Annotated in this window: 14 protein-coding genes; all 14 read left to right on the top strand. The window is 56.7% G+C overall.

Annotated elements, in window-relative coordinates; genetic code table 11:
- The first annotated feature begins 120 nt into the window (after nt 1-120).
- The 14 genes from K1558_RS27485 to K1558_RS27550 all read left to right on the top strand — a co-directional run bounded on the left by K1558_RS27485 (nt 121) and on the right by K1558_RS27550 (nt 17,950).
- The gene (locus K1558_RS27485; protein ID WP_238655165.1) at nt 121-354 is read left to right on the top strand and encodes an acyl carrier protein; all 234 of its coding nucleotides are present in this window, start codon (nt 121-123) and stop codon (nt 352-354) included.
- A gap of 219 nt (nt 355-573) precedes the next feature.
- Nucleotides 574-1,812 (top strand): beta-ketoacyl-ACP synthase II, encoded by a 1,239-nt coding sequence (fabF, locus tag K1558_RS27490; protein ID WP_238655166.1) that lies wholly within the window; start codon nt 574-576, stop codon nt 1,810-1,812.
- A gap of 14 nt (nt 1,813-1,826) precedes the next feature.
- Nucleotides 1,827-2,531, top strand: a complete 705-nt coding sequence (gene rnc / locus K1558_RS27495) for a ribonuclease III (RefSeq protein ID WP_238655167.1) — start codon at nt 1,827-1,829, stop codon at nt 2,529-2,531.
- A 170-nt stretch (nt 2,532-2,701) separates the two neighbouring features.
- Nucleotides 2,702-6,271, top strand: a complete 3,570-nt coding sequence (gene smc, locus K1558_RS27500) for a chromosome segregation protein SMC (protein ID WP_238655168.1) — start codon at nt 2,702-2,704, stop codon at nt 6,269-6,271.
- A gap of 44 nt (nt 6,272-6,315) precedes the next feature.
- Nucleotides 6,316-7,320, top strand: coding sequence for a signal recognition particle-docking protein FtsY (gene ftsY / locus K1558_RS27505; protein WP_238655169.1), 1,005 nt, complete (start codon nt 6,316-6,318; stop codon nt 7,318-7,320).
- Between the two features lie 555 nt (nt 7,321-7,875).
- Nucleotides 7,876-9,339: a circularly permuted type 2 ATP-grasp protein gene (locus K1558_RS27510; RefSeq protein WP_238655170.1), complete on the top strand. Its 1,464-nt coding sequence runs from the start codon at nt 7,876-7,878 to the stop codon at nt 9,337-9,339.
- A 39-nt stretch (nt 9,340-9,378) separates the two neighbouring features.
- Nucleotides 9,379-10,335 carry an alpha-E domain-containing protein gene (locus K1558_RS27515; protein ID WP_338019742.1) on the top strand — a complete coding sequence of 319 codons (957 nt, stop codon included), beginning with the start codon at nt 9,379-9,381 and terminating at the stop codon, nt 10,333-10,335.
- Nucleotides 10,332-11,198 carry a transglutaminase family protein gene (locus tag K1558_RS27520; protein ID WP_238655171.1) on the top strand — a complete coding sequence of 289 codons (867 nt, stop codon included), beginning with the start codon at nt 10,332-10,334 and terminating at the stop codon, nt 11,196-11,198. Before K1558_RS27515 ends, K1558_RS27520 begins: the two co-directional genes overlap by 4 nt.
- A gap of 133 nt (nt 11,199-11,331) precedes the next feature.
- Nucleotides 11,332-12,141 (top strand): SDR family oxidoreductase, encoded by an 810-nt coding sequence (locus tag K1558_RS27525; protein ID WP_238655172.1) that lies wholly within the window; start codon nt 11,332-11,334, stop codon nt 12,139-12,141.
- Nucleotides 12,142-12,349: 208 nt separating this feature from the next.
- Nucleotides 12,350-13,135, top strand: a complete 786-nt coding sequence (locus K1558_RS27530; protein ID WP_238655173.1) for a DUF2087 domain-containing protein — start codon at nt 12,350-12,352, stop codon at nt 13,133-13,135.
- 33 nt (nt 13,136-13,168) lie between these two features.
- Nucleotides 13,169-13,591: a GIY-YIG nuclease family protein gene (locus tag K1558_RS27535; RefSeq protein ID WP_238655174.1), complete on the top strand. Its 423-nt coding sequence runs from the start codon at nt 13,169-13,171 to the stop codon at nt 13,589-13,591.
- A gap of 138 nt (nt 13,592-13,729) precedes the next feature.
- Entirely contained in the window at nt 13,730-14,131 is a 402-nt protein-coding gene (locus K1558_RS27540; protein WP_238655175.1) for a DnaJ family domain-containing protein, read from the top strand.
- A 606-nt stretch (nt 14,132-14,737) separates the two neighbouring features.
- Nucleotides 14,738-17,230, top strand: a complete 2,493-nt coding sequence (gene hrpB, locus K1558_RS27545; protein WP_238655176.1) for an ATP-dependent helicase HrpB — start codon at nt 14,738-14,740, stop codon at nt 17,228-17,230.
- 120 nt (nt 17,231-17,350) lie between these two features.
- Nucleotides 17,351-17,950: a general stress protein gene (locus K1558_RS27550; RefSeq protein WP_238655177.1), complete on the top strand. Its 600-nt coding sequence runs from the start codon at nt 17,351-17,353 to the stop codon at nt 17,948-17,950.
- Nucleotides 17,951-18,512 lie beyond the last annotated feature (562 nt).

The following is an 18,512-nucleotide window of genomic DNA, read 5'->3' on the forward strand; positions in this document are numbered from 1 at the left end:
TCCGCCAGCTTCAGATTCGTACGGGGGAATGAGCAAAAAGGCTGCCGGAAAGCGTTTTTAGTGCTCTATGGTATTTTGACTTCATATCTCGTATAATACCAAAAGAGGAGGTGAACCGGAATGTCCGATGTATTGGAGCGTGTAAAACGCATTGTCATCGACCGCTTAGGTGCCGATGAAGCTGAGGTAACATTAGAAGCGTCTTTCAAAGATGATTTAGGTGCTGATTCTCTAGATGTTGTAGAATTGGTTATGGAATTGGAAGATGAATTCGATATGGAAATCTCTGATGAAGATGCAGAGAGAATTACGACCGTGGGTGAAGTTGTGAAGTACATACAATCTCATACCTAGAGTCATATGATTGAGGGTCCCGTTCCTGCCAGGGCGGGACTTCTCCTCATTTTGAGGCGATTCTCAAGAGCAGATCGATCGGTGCGTCCAGCATCATCATAAAGATAATTAGGGAACCGCAGGAATGATTCTGCGGCCATTGCAGTATATAGACTTCGGGCGTGGATACCTTTACAAGCAGTCGTAGAAGTACACAGCCTACAGATGGGGTGATTGTGTTTGAAGCATAGAGTAGTTGTGACAGGCATGGGAGTAATAACATCACTGGGAAATGATCTTGAGACGTTCTGGGACAGCCTGATGAGCGGTAAGTCGGGGGTCTCCCTGGTCGATAGTTTTGATGTCAGCGAGTATCCGACCCGGATTGCTTCTTCGGTTAAGGATTTCGACCCGGAAGCCCGGTTCGGACGCAAGGAAGCGCGCAAGATGGACCGGTTCGTCCAATTTGCGGTGGCTGCCGGTGAAGATGCGCTGAAGGACAGCGGACTGACCATAGGTGAGGATATCGATGCAGAGCGGATCGGCGTGTCGGTCGGCTCAGGTATCGGCGGCTTGGGAACCTGGGAAGACAATCACAATCTCCTCCTGGAGAAGGGTCCGAAGCGTGTCAGCCCGTTCTTCATTCCGATGATGATCGCCAACATGGGCTCCGGCCAGCTGTCGATCAATCTCGGTGCCAAAGGACCGAATACGACGACTGTAACCGCTTGTGCCACAGGCAGCCACTCCATCGGGGAATCCTTCCGGCTGATTCAGCGCGGCGATGCCGATGCAATGATCTGCGGCGGAGCCGAGGCAACGATCCGTCCTACAGGGATGGCTGGCTTCTGTGCCATGAGAGCGATGTCTACCCGCAATGACGAACCGCAGAAGGCCAGCCGGCCGTTCGACATTGACCGCGACGGCTTCGTGATGGGGGAAGGTGCCGGGATTCTTATTCTTGAATCACTGGAGCACGCCGAGAAGCGCGGCGCCAAGATCTATGCTGAAGTGATCGGATACGGCCTGAGCGCTGATGCCCACCATATGACGGAGCCTGATCCGGATGGTGCGGCACGCTGTATGAAGATGGCGATCCGCGATGCCGGTATTGATCCTGAGGCGATCGACTACATTAATGCGCACGGCACCTCCACTCCGGTTGGGGATAAGTCGGAGACGGCAGCGGTGAAGAAGGCGCTGGGCGAGCATGCCTACAAGGTAGCCGTCAGCTCCACCAAATCGATGACCGGCCACCTGCTTGGTGCTGCCGGCGGTGTGGAAGCGATCATCTGCGGACTTTCGCTGCAGAAGGGCATGATTGCGCCTACGATCAATCTGGACAACCCTGACCCGGAATGCGATCTGGACTATGTTCCGAACGTACCCCGCAAGGCGGAGCTGAATATTGCCATGTCCAATTCCTTCGGCTTCGGAGGACATAACGCAACCGTAATTCTCCAAAAATATAATAAGTAAGGGGAGACAGTGCAGTGAAAGGAGACCTGAAGCAGTTACAAAGCCAACTTCAAATCCAATTTCACGATCCTGTACTTCTGAAGCAGGCTTTTACCCATGCCTCTTATGTGAATGAACACCGCTTCAGTCAGCATCAGGACAATGAGCGCCTGGAATTCCTGGGTGATGCGGTGCTGGAGCTTACGGTGTCCGAGTATTTGTACAATCTGCTCCCGGACAGGCCGGAAGGGGAATTGACCAAGCTGCGGGCAGCGATTGTGTGCGAGCCGTCGCTGGTCCGTTTTGCCGAGACGCTTGGCTTCGGCCGGTTCGTGCTGCTGGGCAAAGGGGAAGAGCTGACGGGCGGGCGCACCCGCCCGGCGCTCCTCGCCGATGTGTTCGAAGCCTTCGTGGGGGCGCTTTATCTGGATCAGGGGTTGGAGACAGCCCGCAGATTTCTGGATAATCACGTATTCCCGCTGGTGGAGACCGAAGGGAAGCTGCAAATGCAGATGAGCGATTTCAAGACAGAGCTGCAGGAGCTGATCCAGCATCACGGCATGGGTACACTGGAATACCGGATTATTGAAGAACGCGGACCCGCGCATGAGCGTGAATTCGTCTCGGAAGTATACATGGGCAGCCGTTCCCTCGGCCGCGGCAGCGGCCGCTCCAAGAAGGAAGCGGAGCAGCAGGCCGCAGCGGCCGCGCTGATGCTTCTGAAGGAAGACGGTGCCTGAAGATCCACAGGATGGGATAAGCGGAGTAGAGCAGCAATGGTCTGAATACCGGCGTGCAGGCGGAGGTCAGACCTTTGCTGCTCTTTTTCGGAAGTCAGGTGCATCACATTGTGAAGTTGTTTTGGCAAGGAAACACTATGGTATAATGGGTCAGAGGTGATTGGCGAGTTATGTTTCTGAAACGGATTGAATTAGCGGGCTTCAAATCTTTTGCCGACAAGACGGAAATGGAGTTTGTACGCGGTATTACAGCCGTAGTCGGACCGAACGGAAGCGGCAAAAGCAATATCTCCGACGGCATCCGCTGGGTGCTGGGGGAGCAGAGTGCCAAATCACTGCGCGGCGGCAAGATGGAGGATATCATTTTTGCCGGAAGCGATGCCCGCAAGGCGGTCAATTACGGTGAAGTCTCGCTGACGCTGGACAATGAGGATCATACGCTGCCGCTGGATTTCAGCGAGGTGACGGTGACCCGGCGCGTCCACCGCAGCGGAGACAGTGAATATCTGATTAACAAGCAGGCCTGCCGGCTGAAGGACATCACCGAGCTGTTCATGGATACCGGTATCGGCCGTGAAGCTTATTCGATTATCGGACAAGGCCGGATTGAAGAGATTCTGAGTACCCGTTCTGAAGACCGGCGGGGGATCTTTGAAGAGGCTTCAGGCATCGTTAAATATAAGTCACGCAAAAAGGACGCCGGCCGCAAGCTCGACGAAACCGAGCAGAATCTGTTGCGGATTCACGATCTGATCAGCGAGCTTGAGGACCAGGTGGGGCCGCTGAAGGACCAGTCTGAGAAGGCGATACGCTATAAAGAGCTGCGCGAGCAGCTGAAGCATCTGGAGATTTCGGTCTATGTGCATCAGATTGAAGGCATACATACAGCCTGGCAGGAGGGCAATGACCGGCTGGAGGTGCTGAAGAAGGAACAGCTGGAGCTGTCCACTATCGTCTCTGCCCATGATGCCAAGCTGGAGAGCGGCCGGGCCGAGCTGCGCCGTCTGGAGCAGGAAGTCGAGCAGCTGCAAGAGCAGCTGCTGCGCTTCAGTGAGGCTAATGAGAAGAGCGAAGGCTATGGTGAGCTGCTGAAGGAACGCCGCAGGAACCTGGAGAAGAACCGGGAGCAGCTGCTGCAGACGCTCGGTTCTGTGGGCGAACGCTCTGAAGGAAGACAGCGTGAGCTGGCGGAGCTGGAGCATAAGCTGCTGCAGTCCAGGCAGGCGCTTGAGGAGCTGCGCGCGCAGATTGAAGAAGAGGAGTCCAGGCTTCAGGGGGTAGCCGGGGGCATCAGCCAGAGCAGGGAAGAGCAGCTCAAGAGCTCGCTGCTGGAGCTGATGAACCTGATGGCCCAGGCGCGCAACGAGATCCGTTATGCGGACCAGCAGAAGGAGAGCCTGGAGCGGCGGATGAGCCGCAGCCAGGAAGAGAGCGGTAAATGGACTGCCCGGCTGGCAGAGCTGACCTCTGCACAGAGCGGTCTTAAGAATAAGATTGCTGAACTCGGCAAGGAAATCAGTCTTTTGCGCGGCGCTTATATTACGGAGAGCGAGCAGACCAGCAAGCGCCAGAAGCTCCTGGAGGAGACGCAGGCCGGGCTGCGCAAATGGGAGCAGAAGCGCGAAGCGCAGGTCTCCCGGCATGAGACGATGAAGGAAATGCAGGACGATTTCGACGGCTTCATGCTCGGGGTCAAAGAGGTGCTGAAGGGTGCGCGCAAAGGACAGCTAAGCGGTGTGCACGGTGCAGTGGCCGAGCTGATCTCCGTTCCCGAGAAGCTGGAAATGGCGGTTGAGACCGCGATGGGTGCTTCCTTGCAGCATGTGGTTATGGAGAATGAGGCGGTATCCCGTCAGGCGATTGCCTTCCTGAAGCAGCGTCAGCTGGGCCGGGCCACCTTCCTCCCGCTGGATGTTATCCGTCCCCGCCAGATTACCGGCAGTGACCGCAGGCTGGTAGAGGACGCGGAGGGCTTTGTCGGAATCGGGTCTGAACTGGTTGGCTATGATGATAAATACGCCAGCATCATCGGCAGCCTGCTGGGTAACGTCGTCATTGCGGAGCGTCTGGAGCAGGCGAACAAGATTGCGGCCAGATGCCAGTACCGCTACAGAGTCGTTACGCTTGAAGGAGACGTCGTAAATGCCGGCGGTTCCATGACAGGCGGCAGCCAGCACAAGAAGAACAATAGTCTGCTCAGCCGCAAGCGGCAGCTGGACCAGCTGTCCGGCGAGATCACGGAGAGCGATGAGCAGATTGCCAAGCTGAAGCAGGGGATCAGCCGCCTGCGGGCGGAACAGGACAAGGCGGCACAGAAGCTGGAAGAGCTGCGGCATGACGGGGACGAGAAGCGCCTCGAAGAGCAGCGGGTGTCCGGTGATCTGAAGCAGCTGGAGCAGGAGCTGCGCCATGTGCAGGAGCAGGTGGAGGGCGCAGGCGCCGAGCGCAGCGGCTTCGAGAGTGAGCTGCGTGCGCAAGAAGAGAGCCGTAAGCAGGCGGAGGCTGAGCTTGCCCGGCTCGAGAAGGAAGAGGCGGAGGCCCATGCGGCCATCCGCAGCGCCGAATCGGACCGCAAGGCCAGCGAGACGGCCAAGGAAGAACTTCAGGGCAAGCTCACCGGGATGAAGGTCACGGAGGGCAAGCTTGACCAGGAGATTTTCTCCCTGGAAGAGCAGCTGAAGCGTATGCGGCAGGATGCCGGCTCCCAGGAGAAGGAGCTGCGCCAGAGCCGCAGCCTGCTGATGACCATTGAGCAGGATCTGGAAGAGAACGGGCGCGAGGCGGTCAAGCAGAGGGAAGAGCTTAACAGCCTGCGGCTGAATAAGGAAGAGACCTCTGCCAAGCTTGACCTGGCCCGCGCGGACCGCGCAGCGGTCTCGCGCAAGCTGGAGCTGGCCGAAGGGGAGACGAAGGACCAGCGGCAGGCGCTCCGGGCGGTGGAGGACAAGCTCCGGTCCACCGAAGTCGCCGTCGGGCGGCTGGATGTGGAGCTGGACAACATCCTGCGCAAGCTGAGCGATGATTACGAGCTGAGCTATGAGCTGGCGAAGCAGCGGTATCCGGTGCCGGAGGATGTGCCGGCGGCGCAGCTTGAGGTGCAGCGCCTGAAGCGCAGCATCTCCGGGCTGGGCGAGGTCAATCTGGGTGCGATTGAGGAGTATCAGCGGGTACACGAACGCTATACCTTCCTCAGTGGACAAAAGGATGATCTGGTCGAAGCCAAAACCACTCTCTATCATGTCATCCGCGAGATGGAGGAGGAGATGTCGAAGCGCTTCAAGATGACCTTCGATGCGATCCGCCGGGAGTTCGGCACAGTGTTCACCAAGCTGTTCGGCGGCGGCAGGGCAGATCTTCAGCTCCTGGACCCTGATCATATGCTTGATACAGGGATTGATATCGTGGCCCAGCCGCCGGGCAAAAAGCTGCAGAACCTGCAGCTGCTCTCCGGCGGCGAACGCGCGCTGACCGCAATGGCGCTGCTGTTCGCCATTCTGCAGGTGAAGCCGGTGCCGTTCTGCGTGCTGGATGAGGTCGAAGCGGCGCTTGATGAAGCCAACGTGGTGCGCTTCGCCCAATATCTGCGCGAGTTCTCGGAGCAGACCCAGTTCATTGTAGTCACGCACCGCAAGGGAACAATGGAGGAGGCCGACGTACTCTATGGTGTAACCATGGAGGAAGGCGGCGTGTCTAAGCTCGTCTCGGTGCGGCTGGAGGATGAAGAGGCGGAGATTGCCTGAACCTGAACCATGAAGTAACCTTTATCTCATTTAGGAGGAACCATATGAGCTTTTTCAAGAAACTGAAGGACAGCATCTCCGGCAAAACGGAAAGCGTAACGAAGCAATTCCGCGACGGCCTGGAGAAGACGCGCAAAGGCTTCGTTGAGAAGGTTGCTGACCTGATCATCCGCCGCAAAAAAATAGACGAAGAATTCTATGAAGAGCTGGAAGAGATTCTGATCGGCGCCGATGTCGGCGTGAACACGGTCATGACTCTGGTGGAGGAGCTGCGCGCCGAGGTAAGGCAGCAGCGGATTGAGGATGCGGCGGAGCTGCAGCCGATTCTGTCCCGCAAGCTGATGGAGCTGCTGCGGGGCGATGACGACAACAGCCTGCGGGAGAATCCGGACGGCATCACCGTCATTCTGTTCGTAGGCGTTAACGGAGTAGGCAAGACGACGACCATCGGCAAGCTGGCACACCGCTACAAGCAGGAGGGCAAAAAGGTCCTGCTGGCGGCAGGGGATACGTTCCGTGCCGGGGCCATTGAGCAGCTTGAGGTCTGGGGCCAGCGCGCCGGTGTGGAGGTGATCAAGCAGCAGGCGGGCTCTGACCCGGCTGCGGTGATGTTCGATGCGGTGCAAGCCGCCAAGCAGCGGAATGTCGATGTGCTGATCTGCGATACTGCGGGCCGGCTGCAGAACAAGACCAATCTGATGGAAGAGCTGAATAAGATCTTCCGGGTGATCCAGCGCGAGATTCCGAGCGCCCCGCATGAGGTGCTGATGGTGCTGGATGCAACCACCGGGCAGAATGCGCTCAGTCAGGCCAAGCTGTTCGGCGAGAAGAGCGGGGTCACTGGCCTCGTGCTGACCAAGCTGGACGGCACGGCGAAGGGCGGAATTGTCGTCGCGCTCCGCCAGGAGATGAACCTGCCGGTGAAGCTGGTCGGGCTGGGTGAGAAGATCGGCGACCTTCAGCCGTTTGACTCCGACCAGTTCGTCCATGCCTTGTTCGCAGGCATGATCTCGGAAGAGGAAGAGGAAGATGAAGACACTGGGAACTAACAATTCTATATTAGTTTGATGCAACCTCCCCTGGAGCCGGGCTCCAGGGGAGGTTTTTTTCGGTTCAGGTAACCGAACATGTGATAGTGCGGGAGAGCGCGGACGTAATGTAATCGGAAAACCGACTACATTATACTGATAGTGGCCGATCATTACACTAAAAATTCAATATATGAAAAATTCGAAATAGAAGCAACAGAAAATTTGTAAGCACGCCTTGGACAAGTTAATTGCTCCGGTAATGCTTGTCAGCACACCGGCATACAATTGGAGTGGAATCTCAGCCGGTGCGGCGGAAATACACATGATAGAGAATCTCTTCGCTCCATAGAACCGGTCTCCATCGTTATAGATAAAGGAAGCGAATTCAATGTGACAGATTGGTTCGCAAACTCCTTTTTGTTGTTATATATATTGACATGATTAATGGGATTTACGTATTATGAAAGTAGTTATTCATATTTTCGTGATATTTTCTCAAAATTACAGCTTGTTATGTTAGTTTAATTATCATTAAGTTTCCCACATTATACTGATCCGAGAGGAGTCGGGCTCATGTCCAAACTAGATCCTTTGCCTGGACTCGCTCCCTATCCCCTGCAGCATTTCTATGATGAGATGTATGCGGATGAGCGGAGTGTCCGGCCTCACTACAAGCATGTGAACCGCATGTTTACCGGGATGAGCACCGAAGAGCTGCAGAGCAAGCAGAAGCTGATGCAGCGCCGGATGATGGAGGAGGGAATCACCTTCACGCTGTACAATCCGGCACAGGATCAGCCGATGGAGCGGACCATTCCCTTCGATATGATTCCGCGCATTATCCCGAAGGGGGAATGGGAACGGCTGGAGGCGGGAATTGTCCAGCGCATTACCGCACTGAACCTGTTCATCCATGATATCTACCATGAGCAGTATATTGTGAAGGACGGGATCGTGCCGCGGCGGATGATTCTCTCCAACTGTTATTTCCGGCCGGAGATGAGCGGTCTGCGTGTTCCCGGCGGGGCGTACATCACCACTTCAGGCATTGACCTGATCCGGCATCACGACGGGGAATATTATGTGCTGGAGGACAATCTGCGCACACCCTCAGGCTTCTCTTATCTGTTCAAGGGCAGATCGCTGATGAACCAGCTGTTTCCTGAAATGTCGTTTGCCCGTTCGATCCGCGATGTGGATCATAGCCTCAACCGTTTCCTGTCTGTCCTGCGCAGCCTGTCTCCGTCCCGGGTGAAGGACCCGGTCATCGCACTGCTGACTCCGGGTGAATACAACTCGGCTTATTATGAACATGCTTTTCTGGCACAGCAGATGGGCATTCATCTCGTGGAGGGACGCGATCTGGTGGCCCAGGACCACAAAATCTACCTGAAGGAGATGCACGGACTGCGCCGGGTCGATGTGCTGTACCGCAGGCTGGATGATGACTTTATTGATCCGCTGGCTTTTCAGCCCAGCTCGCTGCTTGGCGTGGCCGGCCTGATGAATGCCTACCGGGCAGGCAATATCGCTATTGCTAACGCGCCCGGAACCGGGGTAGCCGATGACAAAGCGATGTATGTGTATGTTCCTGATATGATCCGCTATTATCTGAATGAAGAGCCGATTCTCGGCAATGTGCCGACCTACCTGCTCTCCCGTCCTCAGGAGCGCCAGTATGTGCTGGATCATCTTAGTGAGATGGTGGTGAAGGAGACCTCGCTCTCCGGAGGGTACGGGATGCTGATCGGCTGTGAGGCTACGAAGGAGGAGTTAGCCGATTTCCGGCTCAAAATCCTGACGGAACCGGAGCGCTATATCGCTCAGCCGATTATGTCGCTGTCCCGTGCCCCGGTGCTGTCGGGAGAGCAGATGGTTCCCCGGCATATTGATCTCCGGGCGTTCGTGCTGATGGGAGCCGACCGTAAGCCGCATGTCATTCCCGGCGGGCTGACCCGGGTGGCTATGCAGGAGGGGTCATTGGTTGTGAACTCCTCCCAGGGAGGCGGAGTGAAGGACACCTGGGTAATGGCCTGATAACTGATGAGCAGTAGACTAACCGAAGAGAGGGTGGGGATGATGCTGAACCGCAATGCAGAGGCTTTGTTCTGGATCGGCCGTTATATGGAGCGGGCTGAGAATCACGCCCGGCTGATTGATGTACATTATCATATCCAGCAGGAGGAGGACTATCAGGCAGAGGGGCACAAGTGGTCGCGGCTGATCGATGCGCTGGGTGTCCGTGAGGTGTATCTGCGGCAATTCGAGAGCTTCAGCGAAGAGGATGTTCTGGCCTTCATCACGCTGGATCTTGGCAATGCAAATTCATTGTTCTCCTGCGTGCACCACGCGAGGAATAATCTGCGCACCCTGCGGCAGCATCTGCCCAGCGAGCTGTGGGATATTGTGAATGCCTTCAACCTGTGGCTCGGAGCGCAGTCGGTTGCCGATATCATGAGCGGGCCCCATCAGTTCTATCAGCAGATCAAGGAGCGGACGGCCATGTTCCTCGGCGCTGAACAATCGGTCATGCTGCGCGGCAACGAATGGCGGTTCATCGAGAGCGGGCGCTTCCTGGAACGGGCGGAGAATACGACACGGATTCTGCAGGCAGTTACCGTATCCTCCAGGCTGAAGGATATCTCTTCTATCTATACACAGCTTCAGGCCGTACTGAAGTCGGTGAGCGGCTACCAGGCCTTCCGCCGGTATTATGCTGATGATATGTCGCCGGAATGCATACTGGAATTTCTGATTGCGAATCCTTACTTTCCCCGTTCGATCCGGTTCTCGTTCCATAAGCTGGAGGAGCATCTGGCAAGGCTTGAGCTGGACAATACCGAGAAGGGCTCCGGGCATGAGAAGGTCATCCGTCAGGCAGGCAAGCTGAAGGCTGAGCTTGATTACATGGAGAAGGAAGAGATGTCCGGCGAGCGGGTGGAGGATGTGCTGGAGGCCCTGATGGTATCGTGCCAGCGGCTGGGGCAGACGATGGACGGTGCTTTTTTTCGCCGCGAGGGAGTGTCCGTATGAAAATACAGATCAACCACACCACCACCTACAGCTACGCAGAGCCGGTGACGGACAGTGTCAATGAGATTCGGCTGACGCCGCGCACCAATTACCGGCAGTCCTGCTACCATCATGAAGTCGAAGTGCATCCGCCGGCCAATCTGCTGACCTATGAGGATTTCTTCGGCAACCGGGTCCATGCCTTCTCTGTGAACAAGCCGCATACGGAGATGACGATCCACACTAAGGCTACCGTAGTGACGCTGGACAAAGCGCAGGGCTCCGGCCTGCCGCATCTTCCCCTGGCGGAGCAGGTCAAGCTGCTGAATGACGAGCAGTTCCAGAACCGGTATATCGAATTTCTGCTTGCGACAAGGTATACCGAGGTTACGCCGGAGCTGGTGGAGTTTGCGTCGCAGCATCCTTTTGAGGAAGCGGAGGATATGTATGAATGGACCCGAAGGCTGTCTTCCACTATCTATGAGCAGTTCACGTATGATCCCGAAGCGACCAGCGTCAACACCACTGTCAAAAAAGCACTGAAGCTCAAACGCGGAGTCTGCCAGGATTATGCGCACCTGATGATCGCCGTCTGCCGCAGTGTCGGCCTGCCGTCACGGTATGTGAGCGGGTATCATTTTGTCGGCGATCTGCAAGGAGGGAACGCAGACTTTGAACAGGCCTCCCATGCCTGGGTAGAGACCCATGTTCCGGGAACGGGCTGGCTGGGCTTCGACCCCACCAACAATGCGGAAGTAAACTGGCGTTATATCAAGCTGGGCCATGGGCGGGATTACAAGGATATCGTACCGGTCAAAGGCGTCTACCGTGGAGGAGCAAGTACACTAACGGTTAAAGTAGATGTGCGGCAGCTGGAGAACTAGACGGGCCCTGTGCAACTTGCACAGGGCTTGTGCAATTTTTTGCATGGGATGATTATAAAGCGCCATCAATTGGGTAATCTTGAAACAGAGCCATTACCAGCGGAAATGGTATTCATGGAAGGAGAGTGTACGGATGAGCCCAAATATAGCAAAACAACAGCGTTTTCAAGGGAAAACAGCCATTATTACAGGTGCGGGCTCGGGAATCGGCAGAGCGGCAGCGATTCAGTTCGCGCGTGAAGGAGCCAATGTTGCCTTATTTGATCTGGTGAATGAACGTACCTCGATCCTGGAGCAGAAGCTGAACAAGCTGCGCAAGGACTGCGCACTCGCGATTGATGTGGATACTTCGGATGCCGGCCGGATGGAGGAAGCGGTGCGGAGGACGGTGGAGCATTTCGGGGGCCTCGACATTGTGTTCGCCAATGCGGGCATTAACGGCGTAGTCGGGCCCATTGAGGAGCTGAGTGTGGACGATTGGGAGAAGACACTGTCAGTCAATCTGACCGGAACCTTCCTGACGCTGAAATACAGCATTCCCCACCTGAAGGAGAAGGGGCGGGGCAGTATTATTATCACCAGCTCGATCAACGGCAACAGCAGATTCACCAGCTTCGGCTGGTCGCCATACAGCACCACTAAGGCCGGACAGGTAGCCTTCGCGAAGATGGCTGCGCTGGAGCTGGCCAAGTTCAAAATCCGCGTCAACGTCATTTGTCCGGGTGCCATCGCAACGAACATTGATGAGAGCACCGAGTTTAATGATGAAGTGGAATCCATTGTCATCCCGATTGAATTCCCGCAGGGGGCGCAGCCGCTGGCAGACGGACCGGGTAAACCGGAGAATGTCGCCGATCTGGTAGCTTTCCTGGCCTCGGAGGAATCCAGCCACATTACGGGAGCGCAGATTGTCATTGACGGTGCGGAGTCGCTGCTGTCCTGATCAATTTCGTAGTGAAATCTATATTCTGATATCGCTGTGTACACAGGCAGTCTTGTTTCGGAAACCGTAGGGTTTCTGGACAAGGCTGTTTTTTGGTGGGATTGAGTGGTGAAGGATTTCTACTGATAATCTAATTAGATACTTGTAAAATAACAAACGGAATGATATTATGTCTATGTATTAATAAACGTTGAGTGTGGTGATCTAGATGGAAGCGAAAGGGGCCATAAGCATCTCGGAGAAATTCTGGAATGCTTCGCTGGAGGAATTGAAGCAGGGTTATAGTTGTGAAGCAGAGGGTACGCTGGCCGTGTTCCATTGTCTTGTCTGCGGGGAGCAGTTCGAGAAGGGCATGATCTATAAGGATGGAGACCGGTTCTATGAGGCGGAGAGATTCGCCGCTATGCATGTTGACCGCAGCCACGGGGGAATGTTCAACTGGCTGCTTACGCTGGATAAGAAGCTGACCGGACTGACTGATCTGCAAAAAGGGCTGCTCCGGGCGTTCCGCGATAACCTGACCGACGCTGAAGCTGCCAAGGAGCTGGGCATCGGCAGTACCTCCACGGTACGTAATCACCGGTTCACGCTGCGCGAGAAGGTGAAGCAGGCGAAGCTGTTCCTGTCTATCATGGAGCTGGCGGAGGAGAAGCCGGGAGCTTCCTCGCCGCTGGTCAGTATACCGCGCACCGCCGTGATGGTGGATGAACGGTTTGCTATTACCGAGGAAGAGAATGACGACATTCTGCGCGCTTATTTCAAGCAGGGGCTTGACGGTCCGCTGGCGGAATTCCCCAAGAAGCAGAAGCGTAAGGCGGCGATTCTCCGCCATCTGATTCAGCGGTTTGAGCCGGGGCGCACCTACAGCGAGAAAGAGATTAATGCGGTGCTGGAAGCAGCTTATCCCGATTACGTGACGCTCCGGCGTTATCTGATCGATTACGGGCTGCTGGACCGCAAGGAAGACGGGAGCAGTTACTGGGTGAGATTATAACGGGGGCGGGTTTGGCTGGAGTGAGGAGACCCCGTGACGAAGCAAGAGAGACAAGTGATGAAGGAGAGAGCAGAAATGATGGATAAAGCCAAACGCAAAGAGCTGGGCTACAATTATGCGCACACGCACAGGCCGATGGGGGTCTACCGGATTTTGAATACAGGAAATGATAAATCGTATGTCGGCAGCAGCCTGAACCTGGACGGGGTCTGGAACAAGCACAAATTCATGCTCGGCATTAAGAGCCATGATAACAAGGAGCTGCAGGCGGACTGGAATGAATACGGCGAAGCCAGCTTTACGTTTGAGATTCTGGAGAGTATCAAGCCGGAAGAGGATTTTGTCGCCGATGTGCAGGACCTGAAGAAATACCGCGATAGGCTGCCGGAGCTGGAAGAGAAGTGGATGGAGAAGCTGGCTCCTTACGGGGAGCGGGGATACCATAAGCAGAAATAGGAGAGAAAGCCCGTAACCGCTGACTAAGCAAGGAATGTATTATGCCGTATCCTGTGCTAGAATAAGGGCATCACTTTAATGGCTGTGTATTACAATTAGAGTCAAGGGCACCAGCTGTTGAGAAAAGGGGCGGAGAGAATGGCTGTACTATCCTGGCTTGCAGAACAGCGGATTCAGGAGGCGATGCGCAGTGGGGAGTTCGAGAATCTGCCGGGCCACGGCAAGCCGCTGGAGCTGGAGGATCTCTCCGGCGTTCCCGAAGAGCTGCGGATGTCCTACAAGATCATGAAGAATGCGGGCTTGCTGCCGGAGGAAGTTACGCTGCGCGCGGAGTGTGTGACGCTCGAAGAAATGCTGCTGGCGTGCCACAACAGTGGCATCGGAAACAACGGTGAACGGCGCAAAGAGCTGGAAGGACAGCTGTCGCTGAAGCGTCTCCGCCTGCAGATGCTGCTTCAGGAGCGAGGTCTGGAGAGCAGCGCGGCCTATCCGGATTATAGCGATAAGTTGCGGGCACGGCTGACAGGTGCGGAGGAGTAGGGGGTCCGGCAAGTGTAGTAGGGCAGAAGTATATTGAAGTACATTAGGGTAGAAGTTTATTAGAATAGAAATTTACGAGCATAGTGAAGCAGTAAAGTATATTAGAGACCTCCCGTCTGCGGACTGGGGGTTTTCGTGTGGGGACGGTCGGAGTAAGGGATAAATCCCTCTGGTACGGCAGCCAGCAGGGCGGGTGCGTTAATCTGAGGGATAAATCCCATAGAAATGGACAGAGATAGGCGGATTGCCGATATCAAGGGGATTTATCCTTCAGAATTGGCCAGAAATGTGTGAAGCGCAGAGACGGGAGGGATAATTCCCTTTGGGGGGCCGCTGGCTCCGGTTCAAAGAAGTGCCGGATAGTACTTGAAATATGCTGACGCAGCAAAGGGATCGTATAAAGTGCTCCAGAAGGGATAGCAGCAGTGCTCCTGATTTCTGCAGAAGGAAGAACGGCGTACGGGAATACGGGGAAGGGTCACAGAAGATCCCACATGTAATGAAAGAAACTGTTTAACTTATCGAAGGAGCCATTCGGCTTGATATCCCGCACACTTTCGCCCATGATAATGTAATAGAACTACTACTTGATGATGGAGAGATCAAATGAATCAGCTTCCAATTACACAGGTCCTCCCGGATCTGAAAAAAGTGATGAACGAGCATACAGCGGCCATTCTCATTGCCGAGCCGGGGGCGGGAAAGACGACTGCGGTTCCGCTCGCGCTGCTGGAGGAGCCGTGGCTGGCCGGCCAAACTATTCTGATGCTGGAGCCCCGGCGTCTGGCCGCCCGCTCTGCCGCAGGATATATGGCTTCCACTCTTGGAGAGAGTGCTGGCGGGACTGTCGGCTACCGGATGCGGATGGATACGCGGGTTGGAAAAAATACACGCATAGTAGTCGTCACAGAAGGTGTGCTGACCCGGATGCTGCAAAGCGACCCTTCGCTCGGCGATGTGGGTCTAATCATCTTCGATGAATTCCATGAAAGAAGCCTGCACGCCGATCTGGGACTGGCGCTGGCGCTCGAAGCCCAAAGCGTGCTGCGCGAGGATCTGCGCATCCTCATCATGTCGGCAACAATTGACGGCGGCCGCGTCTCGGCCTTGCTGGGCGGAGCGCCGGTCATCTCTTGCCCGGGGCGCACCTTCCCGGTGGAGACGGTCTATGCGCCGGATGCCGGCACTGACGCTCCTGAGCAGGCGGCCGCCGCGGCGGTCCGCCGCGCGCTGGCCGAGCAGCCGGGCGATGTGCTCGTCTTCCTGCCCGGTGAGCGGGAGATCCGCCGGACGGAGCAGGCGCTGGCGGCGGGAAGCCTTCCGCCGGATATCCGGCTCCGGCCGCTCTACGGGCAGCTCCCGCAGGAAGAGCAGGACGCTGCGGTAGCACCAGCGGTGGCGGGTGAACGCAAGGTGGTGCTGGCGACCTCGATTGCTGAGACGAGCTTGACGATTGAAGGCGTCCGGACAGTCATTGATACAGGGCTCAGACGGACGCAGGTGTTCTCGCCGCGCACGGGAATGCCGCGGCTGACAACGGTGCCGGTCTCGAAGGCTTCGGCGGATCAGCGCCGGGGCCGGGCGGGCCGCACCGCGCCGGGTGTCTGCTACCGGCTGTGGAGCCGGGAAGCGCACGGGCGCCTTCCGGACGGTAACGCGCCGGAGATCATGGAGACCGACCTGGCGCAGCTTGCTCTGGAGCTGGCGCTGTGGGGCGTGCGCGAGCCCGGAGCGCTCGCGTGGCTGGACCCGCCGCCTGCTGCGCCCTATGCGCAGGCTACGGCGCTGCTGCGCCAGCTCGGCGCGCTGGACGCCGGCGGCGCCATCACGCCGCACGGCCGCCGCATGGCCGCGCTGGGCGCGCACCCGCGCATCGCGCACATGCTGCTGCGCGCGGAGGCCCTGGCAGCGGCGCCGCTCGCGGCAAGGCTCGCGGCGCTGCTGCAGGAGCGGGACCTCCTGCGGGGTCCCGCGGCCCAGGACAGCGACCTCACGCTTCGCGTGGAGTCGCTGCTCTTGTTCGAGCGCTCCGGCGCAAGCTTCGGAGCGGACCCGGCGGCTCTGCGCGCGGTGCAGCGCGAGAGCCGGGCGTTCCTGGCGCAGCTTGCTGCGGCGCCAGGGGAAGTGCCCTTGGACAGCAGCGCGAGCGGGCTGCTGCTGTCCTTCGCCTACCCCGACCGCATCGGGCAGAAACGCGGCGACGGCGCGTTTCTGCTCTCGGGTGGCCGGGGGGCGGCGATGCGCGGGGGGCAGCCGCTGGCGCGCTCGCCCTATATCGTGGCGGCGGGCGTGGATGACCGCGCCGGACAGAGCCGGATTATGCTTGCCGCAGCGCTCTCCGAGCCGGACCTGCTGAAGCATCATGCGGACAGCCTGCTGGAAGAACGCGAAGTCTACTGGGACGCAGAGAGCGGGAGCGTAAGAGCACGCAGGGTAACCCGGCTAGGCGCGCTGGTCCTCAAGGAGACCACTCATGAACGGGCTTCGGCCGAAGAGACGGAGAGCGTGCTGCTGAACGTTATTGCAGAGCAAGGTCTCGGCCTGCTTCCTTGGGACAAGGGGACGGAGCAGCTGCGGCAGCGGATGGCATTCATGCATAGCCTGCGGGCAGATTGGCCGGATATGTCAGATACGGCGTTAACGGACACACTCGGGGAGTGGCTGGCGCCCTATCTGCAAGGGATGCGGAATCTCCGCGATCTGCAGCGGGTGAAGCTTGCACAGGCGCTGGAGAACATGCTGGACTGGAACAGCCGCCAGATGCTCAGCAACGAGGCACCGACGCACATTACCGTGCCTAGCGGCTCGCGGATTCCGCTGGACTACAGCAGCCCGGGAGCACCGGTCCTGGCGGTAAGGCTGCAGGAGATGTTCGGCAGGGCGGATACCCCGCGGATTGGCGGCGGGAAGGTACCGGTGCTGCTGCATCTGCTGTCTCCGGCCAGAAGGCCGATGCAGATTACTGCGGATCTGGCCAGCTTTTGGAAGACTACCTATTTCGAGGTCAAAAAAGATCTCAAAGGCCGTTACCCCAAGCACTACTGGCCGGACGACCCGCTGCAGGCGGCTCCGACCAGCCGCACCCGTCCTCTGAAATAGGAACACCTGAATTCTCTACGAACCGGCTAGGGGATGTTCAGGCGGCGCGGCTCTCCCTGTTTGGACAATCTCCCAACGGGTAATACTATAGCGAACAACAATTACGAAGGAGGGCTTCAAGTGACTGACAAAATTATTGGTGTATTTGATACGGAACAAGAAGCGACCAGAGCAATTGAAAGTTTGCAGGCCCAAGGAATCAAAAGTGATGAGATATCGGTAATTACAAGGGACAAGGATGAGCAGAAGAGCATCTCTGAAGATACAGGAACGATGGCGCCGGAAGGCGTGGCAACTGGTGCAGCTACAGGCGGGGTTGTCGGTGGAGTCACCGGACTGCTGGCCGGCATAGGCGCACTGGCAATTCCGGGGATCGGTCCGATTCTGGCAGCGGGGCCGATTGCGGCCACACTGACAGGGGCGGCGATTGGAGTAGGCGCAGGCGGTCTGGTCGGCGGCTTGATCGGCCTGGGTATCCCTGAGGATGAGGCCCGCGAGTACGAAGGCTACATCGACAAAGGCAAAATCCTCGTCCTGGTTGACGACAACGGGCGCGGAAGGGACATTCATACGATCTTCAGCGGTAACCGCTCACTCAATGCCGGGCGGTACAACAGCCTTTATCCGATCGATGGAACGTTTACTCCCGGAGGGACTGTTCAGGGTAACAGAAACCGGACAAGCAACAATACGGATGCCGACCTCTACAATCCGCGATAAGCATATCATTTCATTGGAAGCAGGCCGTTAAGCGCACTGCGATAAGGCCAGCTAATCCGATAACCGCCTCCAGAGCTTAAGCTCTGGAGGTTTTTTGCCGTAACATATGGCTTTATTAATTGAGAGAATTAAGCCTGCTCCAGCCCCGCCAATTACCCCAGGCAATTCGGGAAGCTCGACAGCCAGCACAGACGCATAATTGCATTTCGTAGAGCTCAATGGGCGGATACATGACCTAATTTGACTTTAACAGCAGTTTGTACAACTATAATTGGGCATATCGGCCCAGAAGTTCAATTCTGCAGTTTCTAATTGTACGTAATGCAACTAATATTAATATTTCAACATATGAAAAATTCATAATAGTAAACCACAAACACGCACTCACCCTATCTACTACCGCCTGCGCAAACCAAACGATGACGCACCCTACCCGCATACCTGCGGAAAAAGTATCCCAAAATCGATCCACCCCAGTCCAGTCCTAACATTCCATCACAAACCAGCTTAGCAGGGCAATCAGTGTTGGGGGGATCGAGACGTGAAAGGTGAGCAGGTTGGA

This window comes from Paenibacillus piscarius, from assembly GCF_022234545.1.
Lineage (GTDB): Bacteria > Bacillota > Bacilli > Paenibacillales > Paenibacillaceae > Paenibacillus_AQ > Paenibacillus_AQ piscarius.